The sequence below is a fragment of the Streptomyces phaeofaciens genome (genome assembly GCF_014648915.1).
Classification (GTDB): domain Bacteria; phylum Actinomycetota; class Actinomycetes; order Streptomycetales; family Streptomycetaceae; genus Streptomyces; species Streptomyces phaeofaciens.
Map to the genome: position 1 here is coordinate 1 of NZ_BMSA01000061.1, position 17,617 is coordinate 17,617.

A 17,617-nucleotide genomic window follows, 5' to 3' on the forward strand; every position below is an offset into this window, starting at 1 on the left:
TGGGGGGTCATTTTTCACCCGCCGGAATCGGCTCACATTTCAAGCGTCGCCGACACGGGCCGCCGATCATCCGTGAATGCAGGTGAACAGCCCTGTACTCGGCCGGGGTCGGCACCACCACAGTGGGAAAGCGTGCACCGTGGGTGCGATGTCAGAGGCTGGTGGGATCGTGCCCCCATGAACACACTCTCTGATCTTCCCGAACCGGAGACACCAGAAGAAGCCGTCATTGCTCGCTACCGCCTGAGCGACGACCAGTACGGCTCGCGTGCCGAGCGGGAGGCGATCTTTGACGCTGAGCGCACCATGACGGCCGCTGTCGAAGAGGCGGGAGTCGGTGAAGTGGACGGGAACGAGTTCGGCGGAGGCGAAGTCGTGCTGTACGCCTACGGGGCGGATGCGGCGGCGCTCTTCAAGGTCATGGAGCCGACCCTTCGCGGTCTGCCGTTCAGGCCGGCCCATGTCGTGCTGCGACAGGCGATCCCGGAGACGGAGTCCCGAGTGGATCTGTGATGCGCTACCTCAACGGAGTAACGCAACCCCAGCAACCGCCGGCGCCCATCACCGGCCGCCACATCCGCCCCGCTGCCTGTATGACCTCCAATGAGCGATCTCTACAGGGCTACGGATCAGAGGGTCTCAGGTTCGAATCCTGCCGAGTGCACAGCTGACCAGAGGCCGAGGTGCTGCGCTGGCGCATTCTGTCCGAGCGGGAGCGGGAGGTGGCGATCGGGCCGGACGGGAGGGCTCCGGTGGGCATCCGCTTCATGCCGGTGACGGGCTCACGGGCGCATCGTCGCAGGCGACACGTCCACCGAGGCCAGCAGGCCCCGAGTAGGCGAGGCGGCCGATGACGCGCTCCCCCGTTCACGGAACGGGGACAGCGACACCGGCGCGAGAAGGCCCTCGGGGCCCGCGCAGTTGGTAAGACCCGGGGCCCGGGCGCGGTGCAGGCTGCCGAATGATCAGGTGACGTGTGTGGTGCCGCACGGGGCGAAAGGTGGCGCACGGCAGGAGCATGGAGTGGTGATGCCCCCACCCGGCGGGCGGGTTGGCGGGCCGATAGGGCGCGTGGCCGGGTACGGGGCCGGGGCCGGGGCCGGATCCTGTCTCTTCGACTTCATCGGGCCATGTGCGAGGGTGGTGGCCATGCCGCAGCTTCGTCACCGCCTCCGGTCCTTGACCTACACGCTCGGGCTCGTTCAGACGCGTTTCTCCGCGTGCAGAGAGACAAGCGCGCCGGCTCCGGAGCACGCCTTGGCGGATGACGCGACGCTCTGCGGCATCCCGCAGCACCAGGTGACGGCCTATCGGCATCTCTTTGTCGCGAGGAGGAGATCGGGAAGGTGCCCGGACTGCAGGATGAAGGCGGTCGAAGCCTCATCCAGGTCCTGATCCAGGCGCTGTTCTGCGCGCGTGCTCGGCTTTCCGCCTCGTCGGTCGTCACTGGCCACACCCCCTTCCGGTGAAGGGGGTACCGTCCGTGCGCGTCTTCCTGGGCCGCGCGGCAGGGGCCGTCCGGCCCTTCTGCGATGCGGGACGAACCGGCCGGTGCCGAGGTAGGCGCCGTTTGCGATCACCGTGGTTCCGGCGGCCTTGGCCGGCAGGTCTGACTCCCGCCAGGCGGGGGCTTCGGCCTTTGGGCCTGCCTACCTCCACTCAGATCGCTGGTCGCTCAAGCACCTCCTGAGGTGCCCTGCGCCGGTTCGCCCTGAAGGCTCTCCTGGGCGCGGCCAGGGCTAGCACTGTCGGCGTGCACGTGCACGTACCCAGTCGGCTACGGACGATCATGCCCGGCACCGGCCCTTCAGCTGATCCGCCTGGGAGACAGTCCCGCTAGTGATCTGTCCGATGTCCACCGGGAGTTGAGCGAGCCGGTGCCGGCGGCCTAGCGCTTCGAGCCCCGCGGCATGGCCCGGGACTTCAGCGGCCGCCCGAGCATGACCTGCGCGACATCTTCCCGCACATTATGTGGAATCTGACTTGTCAAGGTCATCGGCAGTGCCAGGGACTGCCGGCCCACATTCGGGGGGAAGGTGGGCGACGACCAAGGCGACCGCGTCACGCGGGTTATCAGTTTCTCCGATGTCCGCTGGTCCGTGAGGTGAGCGAGTCTTCCACCAGGTGACTCGGTATTTCCCGTCCACGGGAGTGACCACTGGAACGTCGTTGGTGTAGGGGAATCCGGTGCAGCGACTGAAGTTCAGCGACCTGTGGCTGTGGAAGGGGAACAGGGCTCGCAGCTGTGGCTGGGCGTAAGCGGCCTCGATAAGGTCGTGGTCGACGTGTGGCGCCGCAGTCTGACGGTAGATCATCCACATGGTCTCGACTGCGGTGCCGCGCTCATGCGCCTCGGCGAGCGGGCCATAGTGGACGAACTGGCATGCGGATCGCAGATCTTCCAAGTTGGCGCCGGACTGCCAGACCCCGGTAGCCATGGCGGCCTCGTCCAAACTGGTTGTCGTGCCCTTGGCCATCGCGACACCGCGTTCCCAGAAGCTCATGCCGAAGCAGCGGTCCTGGATGCCCAGGTGCGTGCTCGTCGTCCGGTTGCCGCTGTCCGCCCGGGCTCCTGATCGCTTCCACCCCGGGGCTCGTTCGGGAAGCACGTCGAACCGATATCCGGCCTGGTGAACGGCTTTCTGCAGGACGATCTGGAGAGTGCCGTCCTGGCCGAGTTCGGGATAGAGACTGGCCAGGTTCGGGACAGGTTGAGACGTCACGCTTCGTCCTCCAGTTGGTGCCGCCGGTTGTGAACGGGCTCTTCGCAGTTCTCCGCCGACTGTTTGCTGTGCCGGACCTCGACGAGGGGAAGCAGCGTGGCTGTCGCGGGTATTCCGAGCTGGCGGGGTGTCGGGCCGGCTGGGGTGGGGACTGGTCCAAGGTGCGCACGGGCCTCAGCGGGGCGTGCTCGATCAGGACCCGTCGGGCGGGGCAGAGTGGGCAGGTCGGCGGCTGGTCGCCGTAGTTGTCCGGCCGGGGCAGGTGCCCGCTGCCGTGGCAGAGGCGGCATCAATTGGCCGGGGGTCGCGGACGGAGTAGAGCTGGTGCCCGGGACTGGGTGAGCGTCATCAGGCCGCGGTGGTAGAGGAGTTCGAGGTAGCCGATGTGCCAGGTCCATTCGGGCGGGTTGTTGGGATCGTCGTAGGGGTGGCCGCCGATTTCAGCGAACCACATGAGCGTCTCCGGTTCACTCGGGCAGGCAGACCGCCTGGAGCGTGATCACTCCGCCCGGCGCGGGGGCCAGGGAGCGAGCCGGACACACGGGGCGGTGGCCCTTCCGGTATTGGTCGACACTGCCGGGCTTCCCAATACTCTCTGCTGCTACAAACGACTCGTTCGCCTCACCGTATGGGAAACGGTCTCAGGTGCCTTCCCGGCGCCCATTCTGTTAGCCGTTGTAGCCTCGAGGATGCGGGCAACTCCTGAAGCGGGGGCTGATGGTGCAGAGTCGGTCACACATACGAATGACCCGGCAACGGCCAAGGCCGCGGCGAGTACGGGGTAATCGGCAGTCTCGCAGCGATCGGTGGATCCGAGTCGACTGGACCAGGCTGGGCACCATCGTGGCGATCATCGCCGGAATCGGCACGCTGCTCTTCACCGGTGTCGCAACCTACTACTCTGCCGAGATTGCGAAGGACCAGCTTGATCAGTCGCGTGAGGACGCAGATCGCGAGGAGCGAAGCCAGGCGTCGCGCTTCTCCTTCTGGCAGCACTTCGACTATGTGTCTTCGGATCCACAGGACAGCTACGAACTGCACCTCATCAACAGGTCACCTGACCCCATTCCGCAGTTCTTCATGCTCATGGAGATGCAGGTGATGCTGCCTGACGGGATCAACTCGAAGAGCGTCGGGGTCCAGTTCGAGAATCGCTCCATGGCCCCGTGCACTGAATGGGTCATCTTCGGGCGCAACATGCAGTACCAAGATCCGGACTCAGGCAAGTGGCGGAAAATGGTGAATGCCGGCCGGCTGATGATTCCCTTCATCGATCGAAACTCCGTGGAGTGGCTCCGCACGGTGGACCAACTGAGCCAGGACGAGGAGCTATCGGAAACGTTCAGCGAAGACCTCACCGAGGGATATGTGGGCCGAGTCGTAGGAAAGCGCCAGGAAAAGGCGGTCGAGGGGTGCGGGTCCGCGCCGGACTAAGGGCTCGCTGGGAATCAACATGCTGATTTGATCTCTGTGGGGCTGTTCGGCGAGGGGAACTCTGTGACGTCAGCGGGCGTCAGGAACCTGGCTGTCGAGGGCGGAACCGTGGAGCCGTGTTCGGCCAGGAGGGGCTGGACTTGGTGGACGGCCCTGGTGAGGGTGCTGCCGTTGACTCCGTCAATCGGTTGCCGCGATCGCCAGGGCGTTCGGGATGGCCGCACCGGCCGCGCGGGCTACGCCAGCATGGCGATGAAGCGCCGGGCGAAGAGGTAGGCGTCGCCGGGCCAGCGTGCGGAAAGGTAGTTGCCGTCCTGGACCACGAAGGCCGCGGTGTCGTCCGAGGCCGTACCGCGTCGGCGCATCTCGACCGGCCCGCGCTCGAAGTGACGAGGGTCGTCGAGCACGGCGACCACCTCGTCTTGGACGTACGCCGGATACGTACGGTAGTAGCGTCCGCGCCGCCATGCAGTGAGGTAGTAGGCGCCACGCTCCATGTATTTGGGCAGACACGTCGTGCGTCGGCCGGCGATGACGCTACGGCCGGTTTCTGGATCGATGGTGCGGGCGAGCACGAGGACGCCGTGGCAGATGGCGCCAACCGGTCGGCCCGTCGCCCAGAATCGGGCGACCTTCGTATGCAGGGCACGAGAGCCCAGGTATTGACGCATACCAGGTGCGTGCCCGCCGGGCAGGAGCAGGCCGTCGTACTCCTCCGGTTCCACAACGTCCCAAGCGAGCGGAGCCCGGAAGCCGGCCTCGCCGGTCAGTTCTCGGTAGAACTCCTTCGGCTCCGGCTCCGCGCCGAGCTGCCCGAACACCACACCGCCCAGCAGTAGCGGGTCCGCCTGCGGCGGGGAGCCGCCGTACTCCGTTGCAAACACCACGTCGTGCCCGGCATCACGCAACATCCGCCAGGGGACCGCCACCTCCGTGACGTCGAAGTCCCGGTCGGGCAGCGGGAGAAGAATACGCATGCCTGGTGCTTACCACACCGCGGTCCCGGCGAAGGTACTCAGCCCAACTGAACGTGAAGTCCCGCCGATTGGCCACACGGCCAGTCGAGGAGCCGCGCCGGCCCGGGCCGCACGACCGTGGCCGCCGCCGGCCCGTACGGAACGCGCACAGGAGACCGGTTCCACCTGGCCCGTCATCCGGCCCAGCGCGTCGTAAGTGTAGGTCGTGCGGGCGTTCGTCTGCGCGGCGATGGCCGCCGTGCGGTTGCCTTCCATGTCGTACTCGGCAGTCGCCGTGCGCAGCGCTGCGGTGGTGCCCGTGCCGTAGTCGGTGGTCGCGGTGACATTGCCCACGGCGTCGTATGCCGCCGTGGTGCGCCGGTTCGTCGCGTCCGTCGTCTCCGTCCGGCGGCCCAGACCCTCGTAGTCGAACGTGGTCGTGCCGACCGGGTCCGTCGCCGTCCTGGCCTCTCCGGCGGCGTTGTACGAACTCGTCGTGATGATGCCGGGCTCTGTTCACCAACGAGCTCGTGCACGGTAGGCGGTGAGACGTCGCGAACTTCGGTGTGGCCCGGGTTCACGTCCGCCGTGGCGGCTTCAGGTCCACGGCCTGGTAGTAGGACAGCAAGCCGACGATTACTTCCCGCCGGTCTGAGCACCCAGTCCCTGATAGCCCGCATCGGCGAGAATCCCAACAGCGGGCTCGCCGGCCAAGAGCCTGACCAGCCCCGACTAGCGGGCGTGGGTGATGTCAGTGCGGCTTGCGGCATGTGCTGGGCCGCACCACGGCATGCGGTTTTCGCCGTCCGTGACCACCATGGAACTGATCACGCACCTCGCCGACGGCTACGACGAGGCGCAGAGCGCACTCCTGCGCCACGCGTCGGCGCTCGAGACCGCCAAGTCCCACTAGTCGGACGGCAAGGCGACGGAACAGACGCTGGCCGGCCTCGTGTCCCAGGCCGCGGACACCGTGACCCGTCAGGCACGGGAAGCCGGGCCCATGCGCCAGTGTGAGGACCTGCGGGGTACGACCGGCTTCCTGGACTGGGCCGCGGAGCCGACGGTGGACATCGACGACATCAAGGACGACGCAAACCGCGCCCACGATCAGGCCGGTGCGGCCTACCACCGTGCCAAGACGGTGGGGGGGGCAAGGCCCGGGACGCGTGCACGGCGGCACTGGACACCGCCTACAAGGCCCTCCCCGACTTCCAAAGCGGTGACTTCATGGACGCCAAGAGCCTGATCGACGCCATCCCCGCGCTGCCGGCCGAAGCCGCCGAAGCCGGCCGGGATCCGCCCACGCATCTCCCCGGCAGCGGGACCAAGGCCGAGGTCACCAAGGCCGTGGGCAAGGACGACGTGTCGGCGTCCCTCGCGGACATCAGGATGCGCCTGACCGGGCTGCCCGAGGCCACCGGCGCCTACTGGGCCGTGCCGAGGAACGCCAAGGAAGGCCGCGAGTGGATCGCGGCGAAGAAGGAGGTCATCAACACGGCGGCGCAACGATCCGGCCTGCCGCCCGACATGGTCGCGGGCATCACCTGGCAGGAGGTGGGCGGACAGCGGGCCTGGATGGGCGACGGTGTCGACATCATCCGCGGTCTCGCCGAGGACGGCCAGCTGGACACCACCCCCGGAGAATCTGCCGTCGCGGCTCGGCGGCTCCCCCGACGAGCCGTCCTTCGGGTCCATCGCCATCCAGGTGCGACGGGCCGCGGAGGTCCTGGGGTACGACCCGGCGAACCTCACGGACGGACAGCGGGACACCATCGAGGCCTGCCTCCGGGACCCCGGGCAGAACATCTTCATCGCCTCCGAGTACCTGGCCATGCTCAAGAAGGCGAGTGGCTTCGCCGACGTGCCGGCGGACCAGATGACGCGGGAGCAGCACCAGGAACTCCCCGCCCGCCACAACGGCGGCCCCTACTGGCAGGATGACGGGCCCAGGCCCACGGCCGCAATTTCGACAGAAATCTGGATGACGCGAGGAGTGCCCTGATATGACCGGCCTGTTGCGAGGCCCCTGGGGAGTGGCCCTCGTCCTCGCCTACCTGCTCAATGCCTATGTCGCGTACGGGGCGCTGACCATCCAGCCGCAAGGCGTCTGGGACGAGTCGACGCTGACGGCCATCGAGTTCGCGTCGGCGCTGCTGATCACCCTCGTCCTCACCTTCCTCATCGGCCTGTTCCCCGTGCGTCGGCGGTCCCTCAGCCGCTGGTGGCTGGCACCGGCCGTGGTCTTCCTGGCCATGGGCTCGGCCCGCTGGACATACATCGTCCAGACGTACCCGCAGGGTCCCGGCAGCTGAAGGCCTCGTGGACCGCCCCGAGCCGCCGGCGATGAGCGCCTCGGGGGGCCGGGGGGACGTCACCTTCCCGATGGAAGCGGTACGCGGCGGCCGCCGCGTCTCCCGACGCAGCCGCCGCACGGACACTGGGGCGGCGCAAGCAGGAGAGCCACGTGCCCAGGGTCCTCGTAGAAACCGCGCCTGGGGACATCCAGCCCGACGGATATCGCAACCCTTGACGCAACAGATGTCGCACCCCCGACCACATTCCCCACCCGGTGCCCGCAGTGGGTCCACTCCAAAGAATCAGCCTCAGTCAGGCGCCGTCCGTCCTGTCGGATACGGTCACGCCCACCGGTGTGCCTGCCTCGACGGTGCGGCTGACCGTGCACAGCCGGTCGTGCGACGCCTGCACGGCTCGGGGCAGGATGGTGCGGGCGCGCTCCCCTGACGGCCCGTCCGGGAACGCGACGGAGAAAGTGACCTCGAGGTCCGACATCCGGTTGCCGCTCTCGTTCTCGACCTTGCTGCCGGTCACGGTGACGGAGAACGTGGTCGGTTCCTCGTGACGAGTCGTTGCGACCTCCACGTCGGCCGCGGTACAGCCGCCGATCGCCGCGAGGAACAACTCGACCGGGGTGAAGTCTGCACCCTCGCCGGTGCCGAAGTGCAGCGTGCCCCCGCGGGCATTCGTCGCGGTGAACCGGCCCGGGCCGGCCCGCTCGATGGTGACAGAACGCAGCGAATTGTCAGTCATGGCGACGACAGTACTGTCACACGCCACGGACGGTCCTCATGCCGCGCCCGCCGGTACACCGAGTACTGGGGACCGCGGCACCGGCGGCCGGGCCGCGGATGCGGTGGCGGGCAGACGCCGTGCGTGGCGGTGAAGCCGTCCAGTCGGAGCACCGCCGAGGCAATGGCCCGCAGGCCGTGTCACGCCCTGCCGTGGACCAGGCTACGTGTTGCGTGCCGCACAACTGCCCGCGGACCAGGAGGTGGTGCGCGGCTGGTTCCGCGCCAATGTGGCCGAGGAGGCGGGTCTGTGCTCTGCCCGGGCGGCAGAGCGGACGGCGGACGACAGCGACTGTTGACGCTCGCCGTCGAGGGCATCGACGCGGGCAGGCTGACCGGCTTCGCGGAGTACGAGGCCACGCACCTCGCCCACCTGGCGAAGCACGACCCACGTCTGCACCAGGAGTGCACGAACGCGATCGCCCGGCTCCAAGCCGTGGGACGCATCCAGAGCAGGCCGCCGACGCGACCTGTGATCGCACGGCGACTCGGGCCTCCGCATCCGTCAGCACCAACTTGTCAACCCTCGCCCCGACGCCAGGCAGTAGAAGGTCCGCAACCTGAACCCCACCCAGCACGCCTGATAGCAACCCAACTACCCCCAAACAGAGCCCGGAAGGTGATCCAGAACCACTATTCATGCCAGAGCCACGCTGGCTCGGCCGCAGACAGCGGATCCCGCTCCGGCCCCGAATATGACGGGCAGCCCTCGGTGCCAAGTAGCCGGCTTCGGCTCAGACCTTTTCACTCTTCCTGTGCTCCGGCCATGAAACTTGGCAACTCTGTTGAGTACGAACGGCGCTGTGCCCGTAACCCAGTTCGTCCACCCCAGCCGGGCGGTGGCACATCAGCGCTCATTCCCTGACGGGCAGGAGGAATAGTGCAAATTTCCCGAAACATGATCGGCACTGTCGTCGTAGGGGGTGCGCTGACCCTGACGGTGAGCGCCCTCGCGTACCCGTCGATGCTCGGTCTGGACGCAGTTTCTACATCTGGCGACCGCCTCATCGCCAACACCCAGTGGGGACCGTTCACTGAAAGCGACCGTGCGTTCGTGGTCGCGGTGCGCGCGGCAGGCCTGTGGGAGCATCCGGTGGGGCTGATCGGCCTCCAGAAGGGGCAGAGCAAGGAAGTCCGCACTGCCAGCCAGCACCTGGTCGACGGGCACGCGGCGCTGGACGAGACATGCCGCAAGATCGCGCCGCTCCTCAACGTGACGCTGCCCAACATAGCCAGTCCGCAGCAGGAAGGATTCGTCACCACCCTCAAAACGGCTCAGGGCAAACAGTTCGACGTCGACTTCGCCAACATCCTGCGTATGACACACGGATCGATCTTCAACACCGTGGCGAAGGTCCGCTCGACGACGAAGAACACGCTGGTGCGCACGCTGGCCGACCAGGCCAACGACACCGTCCTGGACCACATCACCGTGATGGAGAAGACGGGCCTGGTCGACTTCGACACCACGCTGTTCACCCAGACCACCCCGCCGAAGCTGCCCAAGTCCGACATGACTCCACCGGTCCCGCCCGCCGGTCAGCCGCTGGTCGTTCTCCCCCCGCCGCCGAACGCCACCTCCACCCCGGCAGATCTGGGCCCGGCCATGAACGGCTTGCCTGCCGGCGGCAGCTGATTGAGCACGGTGATGGTGCGTCTGATCGTCTCGGGATGCACGGAGTAGCACGTGGTGGTCACCACGCCCGATGCGGATCTGCATCTCGCCGCCAGGCATTCGGATCGGGCCGCTCCGACCCACGCCTGCCCCGATTCGTTGCACCGGCCGTCGTACGATCGGGCAGAGGCTGAACAACCGACCCCGTAAGAAACTGAGTGCTGCATGCGCCGAGTTGCGCTTCAGCAGTCGTTCTGGCGCATCGCCGTTCCGTCGCTGTCCGCCTTCCAGTTCACCGACAGGTCCGGTCGCCCGCGGATCGCTGCCTCCGGGAACGGCGAGTCGCCCTAGCCGGGGGTCGGTTCGTACGAGCTGATCGTGTACAGGGCTTCGTCGTCGATGGAGTTCTTGTCCCAGTCCAGGGAGATCCGCACGGGGAGCCCGTCGGCGGCGTAGTCCGCCTCCGCCTCGTCCGCGTCCTCGCTCCGGGCTCGATCCAGGGTCTTCAACAGCTGGCCGATCGTGGGCACTTCGTTCGGCAGGTCCCGAACCTGCCGTCGGCTGTCCTCGTCGAGTCCGATCACCTTCGTCACCTTGCTGTTTCGCACCTCTACCCGGAAGGTCCCCGCTAGGACCTGGGTGCTCGACGTCAGCGTGTAGACGTACGAGGCGGGTTCCTCCCAGGTGCCCGTCGGCTCGATCCCAGCCGACTCTGCGGATTGCGATGAGCCGCAGGCTGCGGTCGCGCCCATCAGGGCGCCGAGCAGGGCAGCCGTGGCCGCGCATCGGGCTCGGAAACGTCCGGCGGTCATGGTGACCTCCTCGGGGTCGGCTATCCCTGTGACGCCGGGCGGCTGGAGAACGTTCACGATGGTGCCCGTTCGGCGCCTGGGGCGGTGCGCGGTGCCGCCGCCCCAGGCCCGCCGTGCGCGGTGCGCGTCAGCTCTCGCCTGATAAGTCCGCCCGGCGCTTGACCGTCCACCAGGCCCCGCCGCCGAGCACGAGCAAGGCGACGACGATCACTCCGACCAGGGCGCCGGAGGACACGCCGTCGTCCTCGTCGGCTCCATCTCGCGCTGGGCGGCCGCCGAGACGGCGAACTTACCGGGCCCGAAGGGACCGGAGCCCTATGCCACTTCGGGCAGCCGGTCGAGGCGATCGCGATGCGCCGGGGTCAATTCGAGACACTCCGCGGTGAGGTTCTCCTCCAGGTGATCGATCCGGGCGGTGCCAGGGATCGGGAGGATGACGGGTGAGTGGCCGAGGAGCCAGGCGAGCGCGACCTGCGTGGGAGTGGCGTCGAGTTCGGTCGCCACGGAAGCGACCTCGGCCTTCGCCCCTGAATTGCCCCAGGCGACGGGTCGCCATGGCAGGAACGCGATTCCTGCCGCTTCGCAGGCCGCGAGCACGGGCTCGTGCTCGCGGTCGAGCAGGTTGTATCGGTTCTGCACGCTCGCGACATCGACGATCTCCCGTGCCTGGTCGAGTTCGTCGACGGTGACCTCGGACAGTCCGATCCGGCCGATCTTGCCCTCAGCCTGCAGGTCCCGCAGCGCGCCTGCCTGGTCGGCGAGCGGTGTTTCGGGGTCGATGCGGTGCAGTTGAAGAAGCTCGATCCGCTCGACACGCAGTCGGCGGAGCGCCTGCTCGACCTGCTCCCGCAGCACGGCCGGCCGCCCGTCGAGCTTCCACTCGCCCGAGGGGCCCGATCGAGCGACGCCAACTTTGGTGGTGATCAGGAGTTCATCCGGGTAGGGGTGCAGGGCCTCGGCCAAGAGTTCCTCATTGGCTCCCCCGCCATAGAGATGCGCGGTGTCGATCAGCGTGACACCCAGCTCGACGGCCCTCCGGGCGACCGTGAGAGAGGTTTCGCGGCCCCGGCCCGGTTCCGTCGGCAAGTGCATGGCCCCGAAGCCCAACCGCCGTACTTTCAGATCCCCGCCGATACAAAACGCAGTCGATGTCACGCGCTGTCTTCCCCCCTCACTCAAGCAGCAACGCTAACAGTGCGGTTGGCCACGGCCAGCGTCTACCAGCAGAGATCGGCCACCGATCAGGCCAGCAGCTACCTGATCGCAGACGTGGGTGCGGAGCTGGGTGTCAGCCGGGCACGTGCCCAATAGATCGCGGAGGGGCGCACCACCGGCAGGCGCGCGGAATGACGAAGCCCCGTCGGAACGTACCCAACGGGGCTCTCGTGCTGAGGTTGCTACCTAGCGGCTCGTGCGCGCATGGCGTCGATGGACGCAGCGATGTCAGCGTCAGGGTCCTCGCCGCCCACGAGCGGCCTCCATCGCCGCGAGTGCCCTTCTGGGAATACCTCCACCGTCACGCCGAACTCGTGGAGCATCTGCCGACGCTCTCCGTCGTCCGCGGCCTCCGCCCATTTCGACGCTACGGTCTCCCCTGTGGGTCGCTCGACCATGCCCGCGGGCCGTACTGGCGTCGCCCGGAGCCGCTTGATGTCGGCCGCTAGCGCGCTGTATCGCTCCCGGTACCACTCTGCGTCGTCTTCGTCGTCGTACAGCCCTGCGTTGCGGTCGTCACGGAGTCGGTTGCGCGCGGCGACCTTCTCGGCGAGCTCCTCCTCCACGCCGTTCCCGGGGTCGAACACCTTCTCCATGAATTTGTGGTCGCCGTACGTCCCCAGGAACCATTCGGTGAGCCCCTCCTCCAGGTATTCGACGTAGATCGTGGGCGACGGCTTGCAGTCGGTGAGACCTTTGCGTCGCGAGGTGCACGTCATAGCGACCGGACTACCCGTCCGGTATTGGCGGTACTTGCAGACTCCGCAAATCGCCAGGGACGAGAGGAGGTGAATTCCCGACTGTGCGCGCTCCCCTCTTGGCTTCTTCCGCGCGAGTTTCTTCTTCAGCGCCTCGTGGGTAGCGCGGTTCCACATCGCGGGCGCAACACGCTTCGGCATTCCCTTCTCATCGACGACGCAATTTCCGTTGTGCATCAGATGGCCGAGAGCTGCCTCAGAGAGAAGCATCCTCCGCACTGCCGCCCCGTCCCACGGTCCCCCGCGCGGCTCTTGCCCGCTCATTACGCGCTCGTGGTCTGCGGGCGAATAGACGCCGGCGCGAGTCAGGCGAGCCGCTTCACTGTGCTCGGTGACTTCGCCTGTCTGGTCATTGAGGATCCGTTCCGCTACGTCCCGAAGATTCTTGAACGCGTTCTCACGCTCGCGGATCTCCTCGGGGAAGTCTTCCCCCTGATCGAGGGCGACGTGATCGATTACCGCCTTCGCGTGGAGGCGCACGTATCGATATCCGTACGAGTGCTTCCCGCGCTTGCGGCCCTGCTCTCGCGCCTTGACGGTCTCGTCCCGGTTGCGCCCCTCCGTGGCACGGAGCTCCATCTGAGCGCCCCAGGCCTGCGCAATGAACTGATTCTCGTCCGTCGGGTCGTTAAGGTCCCACGGCCCACTGTGGCCGTAGGTGACGAGGAGCTTCCCCTCGTCGCGCATCTTGTATCCGGTGTTCAGGCAGTCGACGAGGCTTCGCCCGATCCGATCGACGGCAGCGCCAGCGATCCCGGAGTACGGACCCTTCGCACCCCGAAGCCACGGCCCAAGCTGCGGACGCTCCATCGGGTTCGTGGCTCCGGAGACCTCCCAGTCGTCCGCCCACTCTATGATGTGGCCTCCCACACCGGCGACGGCCGACAGGACGTTGTCTCGCTGACGTGCCGGTGACCAGGTTGCATCCGACTTGCGTGACAGTCGGCGCACGCCGACGAAGCACTTCCCACACCCGTCGAACGGCCGCTCTTCAGCCTGACTCATCCCGCCCCCTCGCGACTACAGTTAGGCCATCTTACCGTTCAGCAAGACGCTTTAGCCCAACTGGGGCCAGGACCACCGGGCCTCCGTCATACCGAGGACCTCGTTCTTCCAGGCAATGACGTCGTGGTCCTCCAGGAGGCCTTCGACAACTCCTCGTCGGAGGCCCTGCAGCAGGCGGCCACCGCCCAGTACCCGTACCAGACACCCGTGATGGGCCGCAGCAAGAGCGGCTGGGACGCGACGAGTGGTGCGTACTCGGCGACCACCCCGGAGGACGGCGGTGTCACGGTGCTGAGCAAGTGGCCGATCGTCCGCAAGGAGCAGTACGTCTACAAGGACGCCTGCGGCGCCGACTGGTGGTCGAACTAGGGATTCGTGTACGCCGTGCTGAATGTGAACGGCACGAAGGTCCATGTCGTCGGCACGCACGCACAGTCGACGGACCCGGGCTGCGGTGCGGGCGAGGCGGCCCAGATGCGCGGCCGTCAGTTCCGTGCGATGGACGCCTTCCTGGACGCCAAGAACATTCCGGCCTCCGAACAGGTCGTCGTCGCGGGGGACTTCAACGTGGACTCGCGCACCCCGGAGTACGCATCGATGCTGTCGGACGCGGGACTCGCGCCGGCCGACACGCGCATCGGACACCCGTACTCCTTTGACACGCAGGACAACTCGATCGCTGTGGACCGCTATCCGGACGACCCGCGCGAGGACCTCGACTGCGTGCTGCACCGGGCCGGGCACGCACGGCCCGCCGACTGGGGCAACAACGTGGTCAAGGAGCAGAGCGCGCCGTGGTCGGTGTCCAGCTGGGGCACCACGTACACGTACACGAATCTGTCCGACCACTATCCGGTGATCGGTTCCGGCCTGTAGGCAGATGGTTGGCCTTTGTACGACGAGGGCGTGTCCACGGCGGTGGGCGCGCCCTCGTTGCTTGCCCCAAGCTCCTTTCGTGCCCCGTGGTTGCCCGTCCGTGAAGTTGCACGTGCATGACGGTGGCGCGATGCTGGAAAGACGTCATCTCATGGCCATGCGAACTCCGACACCAGGCAAGGAGTTTCGTCATGATCGACCCCGTTCAGGTTCTGTGGTCGCCCGCCGGTGCCACCATGCCGGCCCTGGGCTCACGGCCGCTGGTCGATGTGCACGACGGCGACACGCCGAACTTTCGGATGCCGATTCGCATGCTCTCCGTCGACACCCCTGAGGTGACGGCCGAGACACCGGAGGGCGCGGCACAGGTCGACCAGAACTTCGGTCAGCTTGCCGAGTGGATCCGGCAGGGCGTCGCACCTATCACCCCGGGGCTGGCCGAGTTCGTGCTCCCGAAGCTGGAAACCGGGAAGGCGGGCAGCCTGCAGTTCGAGCAGGGCACCGCTGCCAAGGAATTCAACGAGAAGAACATCAACGACCGGCTTGCCCGGCCCGGCAAGCCGCCACGAAACCTGTTCATCCGCATGGCCGACAGCCCGTTCGATCCCAATCACCGCCTGCTGGCCTACATCGCGCCCAACTACTCGCCCAAGGAGCTGGCCACGTTGTCCCGCGAGGAGCGGGCGACGTTCAACCTGGACCTGATCACCAAGGGCTGGTCACCGACGTTCATCATCTACCCCTCCATTCCCGGCGAGCTCGACCTTCCGATCATGCTGGCGGCGGCAGAGAAGGCCGTGGCGGACAAGCTCGGCATCTGGGAGAAGTCCACCACGCTGCTGGCCTACGAGTACCGCGCGCTCGAGGACCTCTTCTCGGTGACGAGGAGGAAGGTGGAGGGGGACAAGAAGCTCCGGCCGAGCGACCTGTTCTCCTGGCGGGAGCGGTACTGCGTGGATATGCGGACCCGGGTCCTCCACGGGCCGGAGGACTGGTTCCGTGTCGACCCCGTCTACCGGCTGTGGCTCTGGCCCCGGGACGTCTCCGAGGCCGTGGGCCGGCTCAACCTGACGCCGTCGCCGAGGCTCGTGGGCGCCAACTAGGGCGCGGCAGCAGTCCGAGGGCGTGATGTGGCGGTTCAAGACGGGCGGGCAGTGGCGGGAGATGCCGACGGAGTTCGGCGCCTGGTCGACCGTCCACGACCGCTTCCGGCAGTGGCGGTGATTCCGCGCCGGAAGTACGACGACGCATCCGGCGTCGGCGGAAACTCCGGCTGAAGGCCGCTTTCCTCGGAGGTTCCAGAGGCGGGCAGACCGGCAAGGTCCACCTCGCCGCCGACCGCAAGTGCCGCCCGCTGGCGTTCATCCTGACCACAGGTCAGGCAGCGGACAGCCGGCAGTTCATCCCCGTCCTGAAGAAGGTACGGGTACGCGGGCCGTCGGCCGACCCCGCATCCGGCCGGACGGGGTCACCGGGGACAAGGCGTACTCGTCCCGCGGAAACCGCGCCCACCTGCGCAAACGCCGTATCAAGGCGGTCATCCCGGAGAAGAAGGACCAGGCCGCCAACCGGAAGAAGAAGGGCTCCAGAGGTGGCCGACCCGTCAGCCACGATGCCGATCTTTCCAAAGAGCGGAACAAGGGCGGGCAGGAGTTGAGTCAACGGTCAACCAGCCGTGGACGCGGGGCCTCACCCGTGGATTCCGCGTCGGTGTCGTCGGTGCCGACCGGGCCGCGGGGAAGCATCCGGTCCAGCCACTTCGGCAGCCACCAGTTGGTCCGGCCGAGGAGTGTCATGGTCGCCGGTACCAGCACCATGCGTACGACCGTGGCGTCGATGAAGATCGCGGTGGCCAGGCCGAGCCCGAACATTTTGGTGGAGGGGTCCTCGGCGACGGCGAAGGACAGGAAGACCGCCACCATGATGAGGGCGGCCGAGGTGATGATCCGGGCGGTGCGCGAGACGCCCTCAACGATCGCCGTGCCGTTGTCGCCGGTGCGCAGGTACTCCTCGCGTACGCGGGAGAGGAGGAACACCTCGTAGTCCATCGACAGGCCGAACAGGATGGCGAAGAGGAACATCGGGATGAACGACACGATCGGAACCGTCGCCTCCAGCCCGATGAGTGCGCCTCCCCAGCCCCACTGGAAGACCGCGACCATGATGCCGTAGGCCGCGCCGATGCTCAGCAGGTTCAGCAGCACCGCCTTGAGCGGTACGACGACCGAGCGGAAGACCAGCATCAGCAGCAGGAACGAGAGCGCCAGCACGGCGGCGACGAACACCGGCAGACGTTCGCTGGTGCGTCGGCCCACGTCGGACAGGCTCGCGGCGGCCCCGCCGACGTGCGCCCTGGCCGGGCCGTGCCCGATCGCCGTGGGCAGCACCTCGGCGCGCAGCCGGGCGAGGGTGTCGGCCGTGGCCTCGTCCTGAGGGCTGGTGGTCGGGAACACCACGAGGGTCGCGACGCCGGTGGCCCGGTCGATGCGCGCCGGCGCGACGGACGCGATCCCCGGATCCGCCGCGACCCCCGCGACGAGTCGGTCCACCACTCCCGGATCACCGGCGGGGTCCGCGGCGATGACGAGGGGACCGTTGGTGCCCGGGCCGAATCCTTCGGCGACGAGGTCGTAGGCACGGCGCTCGGTACGGCTTTGCGGCAGTGAGCCGTCGTCGGGCAGGCCGACGCGCAGGCCGAGCACGGGCAGCGTCGCCGTCAGCAGCAGCGCCGCGGCGCCGACCGCGTACGGCACCGGGTGCCGGCCGACGTGCCCGAGCCAGCGTCGCCACCCGACGGCGGGGACGGCGCCCGTCGCAGTGTCCCGCCGTCGGCCGAGGCGGCCCGACCGCCTGGCCCGAAGTGCCCGGCCGATCCGGCCGGCCCGGCCCAGCCGCGGGCCCGCCGCGCCGAGGAAGGCCGGCAGCAGCGTCACCGACGCGAGCACCATCGTCAGGACGACGATCGAGACGGCAACCCCGCCCACCGTCATGAACGGCACGTTCGCGACCGCCAGGCCGAGGATCGACACGACGACGGTGCCGCCGGCGAAGACCACCGGCCGCCCCGCCGTGGCCACCGCTCGTCCGGCCGCCTCGCGGGGATCGAGCCCGCGCGCGAGGTACTCCCGGTGCCT

16 protein-coding genes and 4 pseudogenes are annotated in these 17,617 nt (G+C 67.8%); 10 read left to right on the forward strand and 10 right to left on the reverse strand.

Annotated features, from left to right (window positions below):
- Positions 1-177 precede the first annotated feature (177 nt).
- The gene (locus tag IE275_RS44585; RefSeq protein ID WP_189718430.1) at positions 178-513 is read left to right on the forward strand and encodes a hypothetical protein; all 336 of its coding nucleotides are present in this window, start codon (positions 178-180) and stop codon (positions 511-513) included.
- Between the two features lie 986 nt (positions 514-1,499).
- Here the strand turns inward: IE275_RS44585 and IE275_RS47465 are convergent.
- The 3 genes and pseudogenes from IE275_RS47465 to IE275_RS44595 all read right to left on the reverse strand — a co-directional run.
- A pseudogene (locus IE275_RS47465) lies at positions 1,500-1,646 on the reverse strand (IS5/IS1182 family transposase); the annotation flags it as partial.
- Positions 1,647-1,967: 321 nt separating this feature from the next.
- Positions 1,968-2,723, reverse strand: a complete 756-nt coding sequence (locus tag IE275_RS44590) for a DUF6193 family natural product biosynthesis protein (protein WP_189718431.1) — start codon at positions 2,721-2,723, stop codon at positions 1,968-1,970.
- Between the two features lie 289 nt (positions 2,724-3,012).
- Positions 3,013-3,177 (reverse strand): hypothetical protein, encoded by a 165-nt coding sequence (locus IE275_RS44595; protein ID WP_189718432.1) that lies wholly within the window; start codon positions 3,175-3,177, stop codon positions 3,013-3,015.
- Positions 3,178-3,566: 389 nt separating this feature from the next.
- Between IE275_RS44595 and IE275_RS44600 the strand changes: the two genes are divergently transcribed.
- On the forward strand, positions 3,567-4,157 hold the full coding sequence (locus IE275_RS44600) for a hypothetical protein (RefSeq protein WP_189718433.1): 591 nt from the start codon (positions 3,567-3,569) through the stop codon (positions 4,155-4,157).
- 236 nt (positions 4,158-4,393) lie between these two features.
- Here IE275_RS44600 and IE275_RS44610 read toward each other — a convergent pair whose 3' ends face one another.
- Positions 4,394-5,134 carry a type 1 glutamine amidotransferase domain-containing protein gene (locus tag IE275_RS44610; RefSeq protein ID WP_189718434.1) on the reverse strand — a complete coding sequence of 247 codons (741 nt, stop codon included), beginning with the start codon at positions 5,132-5,134 and terminating at the stop codon, positions 4,394-4,396.
- A 9-nt stretch (positions 5,135-5,143) separates the two neighbouring features.
- Positions 5,144-5,467 (reverse strand): hypothetical protein, encoded by a 324-nt coding sequence (locus IE275_RS44615; RefSeq protein WP_229871370.1) that lies wholly within the window; start codon positions 5,465-5,467, stop codon positions 5,144-5,146.
- 1,234 nt (positions 5,468-6,701) lie between these two features.
- On the opposite strand from IE275_RS44615, the gene IE275_RS44620 reads away from it, so the two are divergent.
- Both IE275_RS44620 and IE275_RS44625 read left to right on the forward strand, forming a co-directional pair.
- Positions 6,702-7,118, forward strand: a complete 417-nt coding sequence (locus IE275_RS44620) for a hypothetical protein (protein WP_189718435.1) — start codon at positions 6,702-6,704, stop codon at positions 7,116-7,118.
- 1 nt (position 7,119) lies between these two features.
- Complete coding sequence (locus IE275_RS44625) at positions 7,120-7,428, forward strand: ABC transporter permease family protein (protein ID WP_189718436.1); 309 nt, start codon at positions 7,120-7,122, stop codon at positions 7,426-7,428.
- Between the two features lie 295 nt (positions 7,429-7,723).
- Here the strand turns inward: IE275_RS44625 and IE275_RS44630 are convergent, their stop codons facing one another.
- Positions 7,724-8,164, reverse strand: coding sequence for an OsmC family protein (locus tag IE275_RS44630; RefSeq protein WP_189718437.1), 441 nt, complete (start codon positions 8,162-8,164; stop codon positions 7,724-7,726).
- A 205-nt stretch (positions 8,165-8,369) separates the two neighbouring features.
- Here IE275_RS44630 and IE275_RS47030 point away from each other — a divergent pair, with 205 nt between their 5' ends.
- Entirely contained in the window at positions 8,370-8,501 is a 132-nt protein-coding gene (locus IE275_RS47030; RefSeq protein ID WP_268255372.1) for a hypothetical protein, read from the forward strand.
- Positions 8,502-9,100: 599 nt separating this feature from the next.
- A complete protein-coding gene (locus tag IE275_RS44635; protein WP_189718444.1) occupies positions 9,101-9,838 on the forward strand; it encodes a DUF4142 domain-containing protein in 738 nt (245 codons plus the stop codon).
- 326 nt (positions 9,839-10,164) lie between these two features.
- On the opposite strand, the gene IE275_RS44640 is transcribed toward IE275_RS44635, so the two are convergent.
- The 3 genes from IE275_RS44640 to IE275_RS44650 form a co-directional block, all read right to left on the reverse strand.
- The gene (locus IE275_RS44640; RefSeq protein ID WP_189718438.1) at positions 10,165-10,629 is read right to left on the reverse strand and encodes a DUF6174 domain-containing protein; all 465 of its coding nucleotides are present in this window, start codon (positions 10,627-10,629) and stop codon (positions 10,165-10,167) included.
- A 315-nt stretch (positions 10,630-10,944) separates the two neighbouring features.
- The gene (locus IE275_RS44645; protein WP_189718439.1) at positions 10,945-11,784 is read right to left on the reverse strand and encodes an aldo/keto reductase; all 840 of its coding nucleotides are present in this window, start codon (positions 11,782-11,784) and stop codon (positions 10,945-10,947) included.
- 242 nt (positions 11,785-12,026) lie between these two features.
- Positions 12,027-13,607, reverse strand: a complete 1,581-nt coding sequence (locus IE275_RS44650; protein ID WP_189718440.1) for a recombinase family protein — start codon at positions 13,605-13,607, stop codon at positions 12,027-12,029.
- 37 nt (positions 13,608-13,644) lie between these two features.
- Here IE275_RS44650 and sph point away from each other — a divergent pair.
- The 4 genes and pseudogenes from sph to IE275_RS44665 all read left to right on the forward strand — a co-directional run.
- Positions 13,645-14,483 (forward strand): annotated as a pseudogene (gene sph / locus IE275_RS44655) (sphingomyelin phosphodiesterase); the annotation flags it as partial.
- A 236-nt stretch (positions 14,484-14,719) separates the two neighbouring features.
- A complete protein-coding gene (locus IE275_RS44660) occupies positions 14,720-15,586 on the forward strand; it encodes a thermonuclease family protein (protein WP_229871373.1) in 867 nt (288 codons plus the stop codon).
- A pseudogene (locus IE275_RS47470) lies at positions 15,579-15,701 on the forward strand (transposase); the annotation flags it as partial. The gene IE275_RS44660 and the pseudogene IE275_RS47470, both read left to right, overlap by 8 nt.
- Before the next feature lie 22 nt (positions 15,702-15,723).
- A pseudogene (locus IE275_RS44665) lies at positions 15,724-16,163 on the forward strand (transposase); the annotation flags it as partial.
- On the opposite strand, the gene IE275_RS44670 reads toward IE275_RS44665, so the two are convergent.
- The coding region (locus IE275_RS44670) for an MMPL family transporter (RefSeq protein WP_189718442.1) at positions 16,142-17,617 on the reverse strand (1,476 nt) is incomplete at its 5' end. The pseudogene IE275_RS44665 and the gene IE275_RS44670 sit on opposite strands and share 22 nt — an antisense overlap.

Excerpts from the sequence above, each read along its gene's own strand:
- IE275_RS44650 (WP_189718440.1), bottom strand. The coding sequence starts at position 13,607 with ATGAGTCAGGCTGAAGAGCGGCCGTTCGACGGGTGTGGGAAGTGCTTC.
- IE275_RS44595 (WP_189718432.1), bottom strand. The coding sequence starts at position 3,177 with ATGTGGTTCGCTGAAATCGGCGGCCACCCCTACGACGATCCCAACAAC.
- IE275_RS44610 (WP_189718434.1), bottom strand. The coding sequence starts at position 5,134 with ATGCGTATTCTTCTCCCGCTGCCCGACCGGGACTTCGACGTCACGGAG.
- IE275_RS44630 (WP_189718437.1), bottom strand. The coding sequence starts at position 8,164 with ATGACTGACAATTCGCTGCGTTCTGTCACCATCGAGCGGGCCGGCCCG.
- IE275_RS44585 (WP_189718430.1), top strand. The coding sequence starts at position 178 with ATGAACACACTCTCTGATCTTCCCGAACCGGAGACACCAGAAGAAGCC.
- IE275_RS44660 (WP_229871373.1), top strand. The coding sequence starts at position 14,720 with ATGCCGGCCCTGGGCTCACGGCCGCTGGTCGATGTGCACGACGGCGAC.
- IE275_RS44625 (WP_189718436.1), top strand. The coding sequence starts at position 7,120 with ATGACCGGCCTGTTGCGAGGCCCCTGGGGAGTGGCCCTCGTCCTCGCC.
- IE275_RS44635 (WP_189718444.1), top strand. The coding sequence starts at position 9,101 with ATGATCGGCACTGTCGTCGTAGGGGGTGCGCTGACCCTGACGGTGAGC.
- IE275_RS44640 (WP_189718438.1), bottom strand. The coding sequence starts at position 10,629 with ATGACCGCCGGACGTTTCCGAGCCCGATGCGCGGCCACGGCTGCCCTG.